The sequence below is a fragment of the Nocardia sp. NPDC004151 genome (assembly GCF_042874235.1).
Classification (GTDB): Bacteria; Actinomycetota; Actinomycetes; order Mycobacteriales; family Mycobacteriaceae; genus Nocardia.
This window is the reverse complement of sequence record NZ_JBIAMR010000014.1, coordinates 156,584-168,429: the sequence shown is the minus strand read 5'-3', so window position 1 is coordinate 168,429 and position 11,846 is coordinate 156,584. Positions and strand designations below refer to the sequence as shown.

12 protein-coding genes, 1 tRNA gene and 1 other RNA gene are annotated in these 11,846 nt (G+C 65.7%); 9 read left to right on the top strand and 5 right to left on the bottom strand.

Annotated elements, in window-relative coordinates; genetic code table 11:
* Window positions 1-20: 20 nt before the first annotated feature.
* From ACFYTS_RS27725 to ACFYTS_RS27715, 3 genes are all read left to right on the top strand, one after another.
* Window positions 21-93, top strand: a tRNA-Glu gene (locus tag ACFYTS_RS27725).
* Between the two features lie 362 nt (window positions 94-455).
* Window positions 456-1,133, top strand: a complete 678-nt coding sequence (locus tag ACFYTS_RS27720; RefSeq protein ID WP_387308314.1) for a slipin family protein — start codon at window positions 456-458, stop codon at window positions 1,131-1,133.
* Window positions 1,134-1,182: 49 nt separating this feature from the next.
* The gene (locus ACFYTS_RS27715; protein WP_357286727.1) at window positions 1,183-1,716 is read left to right on the top strand and encodes an SRPBCC domain-containing protein; all 534 of its coding nucleotides are present in this window, start codon (window positions 1,183-1,185) and stop codon (window positions 1,714-1,716) included.
* Window positions 1,717-1,725: 9 nt separating this feature from the next.
* Here the strand turns inward: ACFYTS_RS27715 and ACFYTS_RS27710 are convergent, their stop codons facing one another.
* On the bottom strand, window positions 1,726-2,010 hold the full coding sequence (locus ACFYTS_RS27710) for a putative quinol monooxygenase (protein WP_357086616.1): 285 nt from the start codon (window positions 2,008-2,010) through the stop codon (window positions 1,726-1,728).
* A 170-nt stretch (window positions 2,011-2,180) separates the two neighbouring features.
* Here ACFYTS_RS27710 and smpB point away from each other — a divergent pair, with 170 nt between their 5' ends.
* The 3 genes from smpB to ACFYTS_RS27695 all read left to right on the top strand — a co-directional run bounded on the left by smpB (window position 2,181) and on the right by ACFYTS_RS27695 (window position 3,750).
* Entirely contained in the window at window positions 2,181-2,657 is a 477-nt protein-coding gene (gene smpB, locus ACFYTS_RS27705) for an SsrA-binding protein SmpB (protein ID WP_040860814.1), read from the top strand.
* 103 nt (window positions 2,658-2,760) lie between these two features.
* Window positions 2,761-3,133, top strand: a transfer-messenger RNA (tmRNA) gene (gene ssrA, locus ACFYTS_RS27700).
* Window positions 3,134-3,354: 221 nt separating this feature from the next.
* A complete protein-coding gene (locus ACFYTS_RS27695) occupies window positions 3,355-3,750 on the top strand; it encodes a hypothetical protein (RefSeq protein WP_387308312.1) in 396 nt (131 codons plus the stop codon).
* Window positions 3,751-4,036: 286 nt separating this feature from the next.
* Here ACFYTS_RS27695 and ACFYTS_RS27690 read toward each other — a convergent pair whose 3' ends face one another.
* Both ACFYTS_RS27690 and ACFYTS_RS27685 read right to left on the bottom strand, forming a co-directional pair.
* Window positions 4,037-4,258 (bottom strand): hypothetical protein, encoded by a 222-nt coding sequence (locus ACFYTS_RS27690; protein WP_387308310.1) that lies wholly within the window; start codon window positions 4,256-4,258, stop codon window positions 4,037-4,039.
* A gap of 11 nt (window positions 4,259-4,269) precedes the next feature.
* Window positions 4,270-4,689 (bottom strand): hypothetical protein, encoded by a 420-nt coding sequence (locus ACFYTS_RS27685; RefSeq protein WP_387308308.1) that lies wholly within the window; start codon window positions 4,687-4,689, stop codon window positions 4,270-4,272.
* 933 nt (window positions 4,690-5,622) lie between these two features.
* Between ACFYTS_RS27685 and ACFYTS_RS27680 the strand changes: the two genes are divergently transcribed.
* The 3 genes from ACFYTS_RS27680 to ACFYTS_RS27670 all read left to right on the top strand — a co-directional run bounded on the left by ACFYTS_RS27680 (window position 5,623) and on the right by ACFYTS_RS27670 (window position 8,375).
* Window positions 5,623-7,086, top strand: coding sequence for a hypothetical protein (locus ACFYTS_RS27680; protein WP_387308306.1), 1,464 nt, complete (start codon window positions 5,623-5,625; stop codon window positions 7,084-7,086).
* A complete protein-coding gene (locus ACFYTS_RS27675) occupies window positions 7,076-7,651 on the top strand; it encodes a flavin reductase family protein (protein WP_387308304.1) in 576 nt (191 codons plus the stop codon). The genes ACFYTS_RS27680 and ACFYTS_RS27675 overlap by 11 nt, the downstream gene beginning before the upstream one ends.
* Before the next feature lie 178 nt (window positions 7,652-7,829).
* Window positions 7,830-8,375 carry an AAA family ATPase gene (locus ACFYTS_RS27670; protein ID WP_387308302.1) on the top strand — a complete coding sequence of 182 codons (546 nt, stop codon included), beginning with the start codon at window positions 7,830-7,832 and terminating at the stop codon, window positions 8,373-8,375.
* Window positions 8,376-8,427: 52 nt separating this feature from the next.
* Here the strand turns inward: ACFYTS_RS27670 and ACFYTS_RS27665 are convergent, their stop codons facing one another.
* Both ACFYTS_RS27665 and ACFYTS_RS27660 read right to left on the bottom strand, forming a co-directional pair.
* Window positions 8,428-10,719, bottom strand: a complete 2,292-nt coding sequence (locus tag ACFYTS_RS27665) for an FdhF/YdeP family oxidoreductase (RefSeq protein WP_387308300.1) — start codon at window positions 10,717-10,719, stop codon at window positions 8,428-8,430.
* Window positions 10,719-11,783, bottom strand: coding sequence for an FUSC family protein (locus ACFYTS_RS27660; RefSeq protein ID WP_387308299.1), 1,065 nt, complete (start codon window positions 11,781-11,783; stop codon window positions 10,719-10,721). Before ACFYTS_RS27660 ends, ACFYTS_RS27665 begins: the two co-directional genes overlap by 1 nt.
* Between the last annotated feature and the right edge of the window lie 63 nt (window positions 11,784-11,846).

Genomic DNA, 11,846 nt, shown 5'->3' with positions numbered 1-11,846 from the left:
CGGATCGCAGCGAGCGACCTGGTCCCGTCGTCTAGCGGCCTAGGACGCCGCCCTCTCAAGGCGGTAGCGCGGGTTCAAATCCCGTCGGGACTACTGTGAAAGGCCCTTCAGTGAAAACTGAAGGGCCTTTTCGCATTTCACGGCTGCCGTTCCGCGCCCGGAAAATCGTTGGCGCGCAGCGTGATGCGCTGGCTACCGTTGATCTCGGCCACGACCAAGGGGCGCACCGGAATCTCCGGACCGCGTTCTCCGTATAGGGGGTGGCTATTTCCTGGTGACGCAGATTCCATCTGCCGAGGTTCGACTCCTTGACGTGATGCGCCCTGACCGGTCGTGGGCGGTATCGCGGCTCTGCGAGCTCTCCGTCTCCGGACGGGGGAGGCTCCCGCCGCGTGCCGTGATCGGTCAGGGCGTGTCCGGTCGTGCCCGATGCCAAGCGAGGGAAGGAGATTGGGATGTTCACGAAGACGATGTTCACGAAGACGTATGCGACTGTCATGGATTGGCAGCGCACCCTGATGTACCGAGACGGTGTCCTGGAGCGGACGCTGGAGCCGGGCCGCCACCGCTACGACGAGAAGCGCTGCAAGCTCGTCACCGTCGATATGCGCCCGCGGACACTCCAGGTCGGCGGCCAGGAGCTGCTGACCTCGGACGGCCTGTCGCTGCGCGCGAGCCTCGCCGTCGACTGGGCGGTCACCGATCCGGTGGCCTTCACCGTGGGGGCGCAGAACGCCGAGATGGCGCTGTACGGGGCGGTCCACGAGGTCGCACGCGACCTGGTGGCCGCGCACACCCTCGACGAGCTGGTCGCCGATCGCGCGCTGCTCGGTTCCGGGACGGCGACGGTCGCGGCCGCGGTCGAGCGGCTCGGCATCCGGGTCGACGCCGTGCGCGCCAAGGACATCATGCTCCCGGGCGAGCTCCGCAAGGCCGCCCTCGAGACGGTCCTGGCCCGTGAGCGCGGTCGCGCCGAGCTGGAGCGGGCCCGCGCCGAGGCGGCCGCACTGCGGTCGCTGGCCAACACGGCCAAGCTGCTCACCGACAACCCGGTGCTGCTGCGCCTGCGTACCCTGCAGGTCGCGGCGTCGCCGGGCGCGAAGGTCGTTCTCGACGTGCGTGAGGAAGCCTGACGGTGATTTTGCTTGCATCATGAAATCGAATGCGCTTAAGCTCACCTTCATGATGCAAGCAGAATCGGCGCGCAACTTCACCACCACGTTCTCGGTGGATCGGTCTCCTCAGGAAGCCTTCGAGGGCATCGTCAATGTCCGAGGCTGGTGGTCCGAGGATGCCGAGGGCGTCACCGATCGGGTCGGCGGCGAGTTCGTCCACCGCTATCAGGACGTGCATCGCTGCACGGTCCGCGTCACGGAATTGGTGCCGGGCCGCAAGGTGGCCTGGCTCGTCGTGGACAACTACTTCAATTTCATCGAAGACCAGGCCGAATGGAAGGGCACCGAGATCATCTTCGAGATCACCGAGAAGGACGGCGGGGCAGAGGTTCACTTCACCCACGTCGGCCTGGTGCCGCAGTACGAGTGCTACGACGTGTGCTCGAACGCCTGGGGCGGGTACCTCGGCGGCAGCCTCCGCAACCTGATCAATACCGGTACGGGACAGCCCAACCCGGCAGCGGGCGGCGCCGCCCCGTCCCACCAGGACGCGGCCTCCGAGTTGCGTGCCGAACGCGCACTCGACGGCCGGTCCGGGTAGAGCGGCGGATCAGGCCAGGGCTGTGGTGTGGTTCTGTTCCCACACCTGGATGTGCGGGCCGAACTCGCTGAGGAAGGCCTGCACGTGCGGGGTCGAGCCGTGATCGTCGAGGGCCTGGCGGGAATCCCAGTGCTCGAAGCACAGGAACAGTGACGGGTCGTCGTTGTCGCGGTAGAACTCGTAGGTGTGGCACCCGGGCTCGGCCAGGGTGGGTGCGGTGAGCGTCAGCATGGCCTGCGCGACCTGGTCGGCGGCGGCGGGATCGACCTTGATTCGGATGAAAGCCGTATGCACGGAGGTCCTTTCGAGGAGAGTCGCTGTGAACTGGCTCACGCCAGCGCCGGTTTCATGATTAACACCGGGCCGCCCGGTCCGGACTGGGCGCGTCCCGGCCACCGGAACCCGGCCGGACCATCCGTAAGCTGGTTGGGAATTCCGACCGGCGACGGGACGATAGAGGAGACATGAAGGAAAAGGGGCGCAAGGTCATCGCCAGCAACAAGAAGGCGAGGCACAACTACGCGATCCTCGAGACGTTCGAGGCCGGCGTGGCGCTGGTCGGCACCGAGGTGAAGAGCCTGCGCGAGGGCAAGGCCTCGCTGGTCGACGCCTACGCCTCCATCGACGACGGTGAGGTGTGGCTGCGCGGCCTGCACGTGCCCGAGTACGGTCACGGCACCTGGACCAATCACGCCCCGCGTCGCACCCGCAAGTTGCTGCTGCACCGTCGCGAGATCGACAAGCTGCTCGGCAAGACCAAGGAGTCCAGCCTCACCCTGGTCCCGCTGTCCATGTACTTCTCCGACGGCAAGGTCAAGGTCGAACTGGCCCTCGCCAAGGGTAAGCAGGACTACGACAAGCGCCAGGACCTGGCCCGACGCGACGCCGAACGCGAGGTCACCCGCGAACTCGGCCGCCGCATCAAGGGCATGCGCGGCTGATCCGTCCGCTCGCGCGTTAATGGAATGAACCAAGGTTTGTGCGGTGTTAGGATAGGTAGCCCGGTGAGAGCCGGGAAGTTCATCTGAATCGGTGAACACAGACGGGGCTGAACGGTTTCGACTGCGTACGTTGATTCAGGGGAAGCGTGTCGGTGCAGGCAGGAGACCACCGTATAAGCGTCGCTGTAACCCTATAAGCGCCGATTCTCATCAGCGCGACTACGCTCTCGCTGCCTAAGCAACGAAGCGTGTCTGTCAGCCCGGGTTCGCCCTCGACCCGGTCCCTGGCATCAGCTAGAGGGCTCTACCGTCCGGCGCGGTCGCGGCGCCGGATGGGACATCTAACAGCGACTGGGATCGTCATCTCGGCTTGTTCGCGTGACCGGGAGATCCGAGCAGAGGCATAGCGAACTGCACACGGAGAAGCCCTGAAGATGCGGCGGAGGACCCGGGTTCGATTCCCGGCAGCTCCACCTCGAAGGCCCCTCACCACCAGGTGAGGGGCCTTCTTCATGTCTCCGTTGTCGCCGAATATCCAGTGGCGCCGGTCATTGCGAGCCGCTGTCATCCATGTCAGCGGATGTGTCAGGTTGTTGTCAGGGCGCTGTCAGTTCGCGCGGTCATGGTGTGTCCATCGAAGAAAACGACCGGGACCGAACCCGGTTGGGATCAGCAGAGATTCGAAGGAGACACGACCATGACCGTCACTCTGAACGACCAGGACAAGGCCACCATCCGCACCGCCGCCTACGGCGCGGTTGCCCTTCTGTCCGCCGCCGGGGCGCCCCACAAGGGCAGCAGCCAGGGCTCAATCGCCCTCACCTCCGCGACCGGCGTGGTCGGGCACGTGCTCTCCACCCGGGCACGTGACATCCACTTGGACGGCAAGAACGTCGCCGAGCTGGCCGATCAGGTACTGCCTGCCCTGACCGCGGCGATCACTCTGCTCGATGCGCAGGATCCGGCCGAGGCCGCCAACTTCCGCGACACCGTACTGGTCGCGGTCGACGCCACCGCCCAGGCCAAGGGCGATCCCAGCCCGGCGGTGACCGCCATGGCCCGCAAGATCACCGCAGCCCTCGACGCCGCGTGACCCGATGACCACTTCCGGCCGGATACGGTCGGAAGTGGTTGCAGGACAGATATTTTCTCGGTCACACGGACCAGGATTGGTTGAAGATCAGGAGAACTATGACACGCGAATTGGTCTACCAACCATGGCGTCACCAAACTGATCTACGACGTCGTGCACTGATCGGGTTGCCCTCACACCGGGGGAACTCCGGGACGGGCCTCATAGTCGTGAGCACTGGGTGCGGGTCTGGCCATTAAAACGGCCCCCAACCCGAGATGGGCGGGGGCCGTTCACTGCTGAGCTCTCAGCCGTAGGTCCGCGGTTCCGGCACCGCAACCGCCGCGTGGATCCCATGCGCTGCTGCGCGCAAAGCGCGCATCACCGGATGGTTGAGCGGTTCATCGTCGTATTCGCCCGTGCCACGCAGGTACGGCCACGCCTCCTCCATGATGGCCTGGATTCGGTCACTCAGTTCGCGCGCCTTCGCCCGGTCCAGCGCAGGGGGCGTGGTCGATTCGGCGGGCATGCGATGCTCCTTCACTTCCGGTTCTCACAGGTAGCGACCGTTTTCGGCGGGTCCGAATGCTCGGTGTAGTTGAAGTCCCCCTGCTTGCCCGTGCCCGAGATGCGAGCGGTCATCCGCCAGGTTCCGTTGTAGCAGGCGGCACTCACCCTGTAATGGACATCGGGATTCGGGATGGTGGCAATCGGGTCGGTCATCGATCCGACCACCCAGTTGTCGCCGTCCTTGTATTCGAGCGACAAGGTCACCACGTGCGTGGCCGGCGGTTCGGTGCACTTCGCGGTACCTTCGCCGATGATCTGCGGAGGCAGAACCGTAGGTGAGCTGAACGGCATCCAGTCCCACGAACACCAATTGACCCCGGGCAATGCCTCGGCGGCTGGGGATGCGACCGCCGCGACGCTGCCGACCATCGAGGCGGCAGCCAGGGTCAAGATTCCGAATTTGTTGCGCAACATGTGCTTTCCCCTATTCAAGCTGGTTCGGTCGCTGAGGGCAGTCCGCAGGCCCCCATTTGAGCGCGGGCCGAGTGCCACGACCTCCTCTCGGGCTGTAGTCGGTATCGACGACTGAGAGCGGTTCGGTGTCGACAACCGTGGTGATGAGTCCGGCAGCCTCGAGTGCGGCGAGGTCGCGGTGCGTCGCTTGGAGCAGTTCGACCGCTGTGATCGGCGGCCCGACCCAGCCATCCGACGCGACCGGCGCCCAGGACCCGTCCCGGTACTGCACCCATCCGACGGGCCGGTCCTCGTCCAGCAGCGGAAGGACGTCATCGACGGACATAGCTGTGCCCAGCTCGTATTTGCCCCTCGGGAACGTCCTTCCGAACGTATTCCTGGAGCGCTGGCGCTCGCATGACGTCACGGCCGCGATCTGTGGCACGCCAGCTCGGCGGGTTCTGGTAGGTAGTGGCGGCAAAACCGCTGTGGGACAGTGCCCGAAGTCCTCGACGCGCTGACGCTGGAGTGAGCCCGACCACCCCGCACAGCTCCTGCACCGTGAGCGCTCGAGTTGGCTGCAGGCCAGACAGCGCGCCCAGCACCCGTGCCTCGAGTTCGGTCAACGACGACATTGCCGGTGCCCTCCATTCGTTTTCGATGAGGCGCACCCCGTGCCGCGACTGTGGTCCAGATCCCCACGGCTGCAGTGCGATCGATATGGAGAAGGGGCGACTGGTCCATCCCGGCACCGGGGCTTAGTTGATCGTGCCGTGTCCGCCGAGCATCGTGAAGTGCAGAAACACCCCGCAGATGCCCCCGCAATTTCGATGTCAACCCCTCAGTTTCGATCGAAACAAAGCTGATTTGTGTGGGGTGCGGATTACTCTCAACGACAAGAGGTCTCGGGCAGGCAAATGGGGGCTACCGATGGGTTCACCGCGCCGGAACACGCATCTGAAGTCGTTGATCGACGCCCGTGGATGGTCTCAGCCTCAGATCGCCGAGGCTGTCAACGCCGCTGTGGGCACCGCTACCGGTCGCCCAGGGCTCTATACCGAAGAGTCGATCCGGCGGCTGCTGACCGGCCACATCACCTGGCCGCCCCGGCACTACCGCGTTGCGCTGCAAACCATCTTCGCAGTATCTGATCCGGCTCTACTGGGCTTGTACAACAAGCGCGCGCGTGCGCCGCAACCTCCCGCCAGCCCAGGCACCGACCGCACAGCGGACGTATTGTGGGGGACGGCCACTGTTCCTCATCCAGAATCACCAGGATTCGGCCGGTCGCTGGCGCAGGGCCTGTTCAAGGGCATATCCGCCACAGGATTAGGAGGTGTCTCAACGAACCGCCGAGACGCTCTGCGTACCTTGGGCATCGGGGGGATTGCCGTCGCCGGTCTGCGTGATGCCGTTCTAGGGGCAGCCCGGGAGTCGGCGTCGCTGAGTAACGTCGTCGATCGGCGCGCTGTCGAACCGACGACAATGAGCGAGTGCACTGACACGCTGCACCGACTCGCGACGGATTACGTGCTCTGCCCTGACCTTGATCGGATATTCGTCGAGCTGACCGTTCTGCGCGACCGACTCGCCGCGGTGATCCAGCGCGCCCGCAGGATCACCGATCTTCAGGAACTCTACGTCTTGCTCGCTGCCTCCTGCGCCCTGCTGGCATCGGTGTCGCACGATTTGGCCGAGCCGCACGCGGCAATGATCCAAACAGATTCGGCGGCCACGTTCGCAAAGCTGGCAGGTCACCGTTCCCTCGAGAACTGGGTGTATTGCACACGCGCAATGATCGCGTCCTGGTGGGAACCTCCCGCACGTGTACTCAAGGAAGCCGGCAAAGCCGTTACCCCACGGGGAATTTCACATGTGAGGCTGTCTGGTCTCGTCGCTCGCGCCCATTCACAGGTCGGGAACCGCCGCGAGGCGGTGGCAGCCATGGATGCCGCGCGCCGTGAACGCGACCGGCTGCCCGAGCACGAGAGCCTGACCGACCTCGGTCCGGTATTCGGGTTCTCTTCTGCCCGCCAGCACTACTACGACGCGACCACCTATGCCCGGCTCGGGGAGTGGAAACGGGCAAAGTCCGAGGCCGAGACCGTGATCAGCCTGTACACGCCGACTTCGACGCAAACCTGGTCGGCCACACTCACCCTCGCGCAGGTGACCCTCGCCCGTGCAGACCTTCACCTCACCGGACCCGATGCGGCGCTGGCGCACTTGGAGCCAGTGCTGGCGATACCTGTCGGACAACGTATCCCGCAGGTCAAGGCCGCGTTGAACGGGATCGGGTCCGACCTGGCAGCGTCGGCTGTCACACCAGCTACGCGCACGCTCGGCGAGGCAGTACGCACGTTCGCACCGAGGAGGGATCTCGATGGGCAGTGACAATACGATCGAACGCGCACACCGCTTGCTCGCACCGCGCATCGCGTACCTGATCGGAACCTTGAACGCTGACAAGACGCCGAATCTGATACCGGTCTCGAATCTGACCTCGGTGTCCACCCAGCCGCAGCAGATCGCGCTGGCTGTGTACAAGCAGTGGGCGACTTTTGAAACCTTGCAAACTGCAGCGGGATTCACTGTGTCGGTGCCAGTGTTCGATCAGCTGGAAGCGGTGTGGAAGCTAGGCGCACGCTATTCCCACTTCCCTACGGTGGGGCCCGCGGAGAAGCTGACCGCGAGCGGCTTACCGCTTGACTACCAGACGTCGGAGTATGGACCGGTCCTTTCGTCTGGAATCGGATGGATGTGCTGCCGCATCATCACGCGCCTGGACCTCGGCGGTGACCACGGCATAGTCATCGGCCAGGTAGAACAGGTCTGGTTCAACCCGGATCATCTGGAACGTGATGGCACACCGCGCGGAACTCCGCACCCGGTGATGCAGCAAACCGGCAACCAATTCACCTCGACAGCAGACGAATTCACGTCTATCCCCTACTTCTGACGGTTGACTTCCTCAGAACCGATCATCGGGAACCGCATGCCGCAGGCCGGACGGACGCTGTGATCCAGTGGCGGCCTGAGCCTTGCTTCAATGCCGGAACAATGTATGGCTACCCAGGTGACGCGGACAGCGTGACCTGGAGTTTCATCATCGAATGGGACGACGATCTGGAGTGATCGTGACGGGTGACTATAGAGGGGTGGACCGACTTCTGGTGCTGGTCAATGGGCTTCCGGGTGCGGGGAAGACGAGCTTGGGGCGTGGGTTGGCCAAGGAACTGAGGGGGTTGTTCTTGTCCAAGGACGCCGTCAAGGAGGCGTTGGCGGAAAGCGTCGGGGATGGGGTGGGTGGGGCGGAGCTGGGTGGGATCGCTATGGACGCGGTGTGGGCGTTGGCGGGGGAGTCGCGCGGCGATGTGGTGATCGATTCGTGGTGGTTCAGGCCGCGGGATTTGGGATTTGCGCGGGCAGGGATCCGGCGGGCGGGTATTCATCGAGTTGTGGAGGTCTGGTGCGACGTATCCGTGGAGGTTGCCCGGGCACGGTACGCGTCGCGGCAGCGTGCCCCCGTTCATCGGGATCAGCAACGATTGGTCGAGGATTGGGCCGATTGGGCGGCAGGTGCGGTGCCGCTCGGGCTGTCGCCCGTCATCGCGGTTGATACCGCGCGCGCAGTCGATTTCGCTGACCTTGCCGGGCGGGTGAAAGCGGCGGTGACGGCCTGAGTCGGGCGACTTCCTGTCTGGCGCACGACCACCCGCACCCGTCGGCGCGTTGTCAGACCGAGCGTTCGATGGTGACCTTCACGTTCTTCATGATCGGCTGGTCGCTCTGGGTGCTGTAGTCGCCGATGGCGCAGAGGACGTTGAGTTCGGGCATGTAGCCGGCGGCGCAGCCTTGGGGGATGTCGTAGGGGATTGCCTTGTATCGGTGGACTGTTCGGGTGGTGCCGTTGCGGGCGATGCTGGTGATGTCGACTTCGTCGAACAGCTTCAGGCTGCGGTCGCGCATGTCGTCGGGGTTCATGAGGACCAAGGCGCGGAGGTTCTTGATGCCTCGGTAGCGGTCGTCGTGGGAGTAGATGGTGGTGTTCCACTGGTCGTGGGAGCGCATGGTGGCGAGGGTGAGGGTGCCGGGGGCGGGGGTGAGGTCGGGGAGATCGGCTGTGGAGAATTCGGCGCGGCCGGAGGGGGTGAGGAAGACCAGTTCTCGGGCGGGCTGTTTGATGCGGAAGCCCAGGGGGAGGCGGACTCGCCGGTTGAAGTCCTCGAAGCCGTCGATCACCTCGGCCATGGTGTCGCGGATGCGGTCGTAGTCGTCGACGTAGTGGTCCCAGGGGGTATTCGTCTGGGGAAGAGCGGCTTTCGCTACTCCGGCGATGATGGCCGGCTCGGAGAGCAGGTGCGGGGAGGCGGGCTTCTTCATGCCCTTCGACAGGTGGACCATGGCCATGGCGTCCTCGACGGAGGTCTGCTGCAGGCCGGCGCGTTGTTCGTCGCGTTCGGTGCGGCCCAGGCAGGGGAGGATGACGGCGCGGGCGCCGTGGACCAGGTGGCTGCGGTTGAGTTTGGTGCTGACCTGGACGGTCAGGGCGCAGCGGCGGAGCGCCTCGCAGGTGTAGACGGTGTCGGGGGCGGCCAGGGCGAAATTGCCGCCCATGCCGACGAATACGGTGACCTTGCCCGCGTGCATCGCCTCGATGGTGGCGACGGTGTCGAGGCCGTGCGCGCGGGGCGGATCGATGCCGCAGACCTCCGCCAGCCGATCCAGGAACTGGGGTCGCGGACGATGGTCGATGCCGCAGGTGCGGTTGCCCTGGACATTGCTGTGCCCGCGGACCGGGGACGGGCCCGCGCCCTCGCGGCCCAGATTGCCGCGCAGCAGCAGCAGATTCACGATCTCGCGGATGGTGTCGACGCCGTGCTCGTGCTGCGTCACGCCCAGGCACCAGCTGATGATCGAGCGGTCAGCCTCCCGGTATATCTTTGCGGCGCGGCGCAATTCGGCCTCGGTGAGCGCCGACTGCTCCTCGATCTCGGCCCACGAGGTGGCCTCCACCTTGGCGCGGTAAGCCTCGAAACCGGTGGTGTGAAGCTCGATGAACCGGTGGTCGAGGGCTTTGGGATCGGTCTTCGACTGCTCCAGAACAGCTTTGGCGATACCGCGGATCACCGCGAAGTCGCCGCCGATGCGGGTCTGCAGGTTCAGGGTGCCGGTCGGGGTGGCGTGGAACGTCGCCATCTGCAGGAACTCGTGCGGGATGATGGTGCGCCGCGAACCGGCCTCGATCAACGGGTTGATGTGCACGATCTGCGCGCCCCGGCGATCGGCCTCGGCCAGCGCGGTGAGCATGCGCGGCGCGTTGGAGGCCGCGTTGACGCCCATGATGAACAGCGCGTCGGTGGTCTCCCAGTCCGCCAGATCGCAGGTGCCCTTGCCGGTGCCGAGGGAGGCCTGCAGGGCGCGGCCGCTGGCCTCGTGACACATGTTCGAGCAGTCCGGCAGATTGTTGGTGCCCAGTTCGCGGGCCATCAGCTGATACAGGAAGGTGGCTTCGTTGCCGAGGCGGCCGGAGGTGTAGAACGCGGCCCGGTTGGGGTCGTCGAGCTCGCGCAGGGTCCGGCCGACCAGCTCGAACGCCTCGTCCCACGAGATCGGGAGGTAGCGGTCGGTTTCCGGGTCGTAGCTCATGGGCTCGGTCAGCCGGCCCTGGTTCTCCAGATCGTGGTCACTCCAGCCGGACAGCTCGGTCACCGTGTGGGCGGAGAAGAACTCCCGGTCGACCCGCTTGTGGGTCATCTCCCAGGTGACGTGCTTGATCCCGTTCTCGCAGATGTCGAGGTGGATGCCCTTGAGAGAATCGGGCCAGGCGCAACCGGGACAGTCGAATCCGTCGTTCTCGTGATTCATCTTCAAGATCGCGCGCGTGCCGATGATCGGCTCGCGTTCCTGGGCGATCATGAATTCGGTGACGGACTTGGCCGCACCCCACCCGGCAGCGGGATGGTCGTACGGGTGGAAACTCGGCCCACCGTCGGACTCGGTCCGTTTGGTGAAATCGATGGCCATCACGGATCCCTTCGACAACGTGTCTGCGGTCGGTGTGGTGCGATGCCCGGTGTTTGCCAGCGTAGATGCTGATGGGCGGTCGCCACCAGCACACCGATGGCCACGCCCAGCACCGTGTCGATGCCACGGTCGAACAACAGCCGCTCAGGACTGGTCGGGACGGACAAGCTGGTCATCAGCATGATCAACGGCGTGAAGAATCCGAGCGCCAGCGCGTAGTTGCGGGCCATGTACAACTCGGTCGGGAACAGCAGTGCCAGCACCAAGGCGCCGGTCAGGACCGGGCGTGGTCCGGGGACCAGCAGGATCGCCGTCAGACCCAGCCCCAGGAAGGTCCCCGCCACCCGGTGCAGTCCCCGCGAGAAGTGCGCTCCGGCATCGAGCGCGGCCAGCGGGACCGCCGCGGAGACCATGGCCCAATTCGCGTGACCCACACCCAATCCGAGGCCGGCGAGGCCCGCGCCGGACACCGCGACGGCGTAGCGCGTCGCGTGCCGGGCGCCGACGTGCAGGCCGGGTGGCGCGGGCGCGGCAGCCGCGTCGGCGCTCTCGATATCGAGGGCCGCGAGCGCCATGCACAGCGCGGCGGTCACTGTGAACACCGCCAGTGCCGGAAGCGGTTTCGCCGCGTCAGCCGGTGTCCATGCGATCGCCCCGAGCGCGAAGATCGCGTAGAACGGGCCCCCGGGCAGGATCCCGCGGTGGTCGGCCAGCAATGAGGCCGCCGCCGCGAATCCGCTCTCGACCACGATCAGCACGAGGGGTTCGACCCCGGCAGCCGCCAGCCACACGCCCACTCCGACCCCGCCGCCGATAAGCAGCGCGGCCGACCGCTGATGCCGCCCGCGCTCGCGGCGCGAACCGTCGCGCCCGTACATGCCGACGAAGGAGCCGAACATGGCGAAGATCAACAGGTCGGTCCGGCCCAGCGCCAGCAGCGCCGACCCGGGGATGGCCAGGCCCGCCGCCACACGCAGCGCGTGCCGGGTGTGGCCGGCGGCGGGACCGACGGTGAACAGGCCCGCGGCCGCCTCGCGAGCCGTCTGCACCGCACGCACGTTCACACCCGCCTCTGCCTCGATACCCGCGGCGATCGAGTCCGGCGGATGGTGAGATCAAGTGTTCGG

Bases quoted from the DNA above. Each gene is read 5' to 3' on its own strand.
- ACFYTS_RS27695 (WP_387308312.1), top strand. From the start codon at position 3,355: ATGACCGTCACTCTGAACGACCAGGACAAGGCCACCATCCGCACCGCC.
- ACFYTS_RS27680 (WP_387308306.1), top strand. From the start codon at position 5,623: ATGGGTTCACCGCGCCGGAACACGCATCTGAAGTCGTTGATCGACGCC.
- ACFYTS_RS27675 (WP_387308304.1), top strand. From the start codon at position 7,076: ATGGGCAGTGACAATACGATCGAACGCGCACACCGCTTGCTCGCACCG.
- smpB (WP_040860814.1), top strand. From the start codon at position 2,181: ATGAAGGAAAAGGGGCGCAAGGTCATCGCCAGCAACAAGAAGGCGAGG.
- ACFYTS_RS27715 (WP_357286727.1), top strand. From the start codon at position 1,183: ATGATGCAAGCAGAATCGGCGCGCAACTTCACCACCACGTTCTCGGTG.
- ACFYTS_RS27665 (WP_387308300.1), bottom strand. From the start codon at position 10,719: ATGGCCATCGATTTCACCAAACGGACCGAGTCCGACGGTGGGCCGAGT.
- ACFYTS_RS27720 (WP_387308314.1), top strand. From the start codon at position 456: ATGTTCACGAAGACGATGTTCACGAAGACGTATGCGACTGTCATGGAT.
- ACFYTS_RS27690 (WP_387308310.1), bottom strand. From the start codon at position 4,258: ATGCCCGCCGAATCGACCACGCCCCCTGCGCTGGACCGGGCGAAGGCG.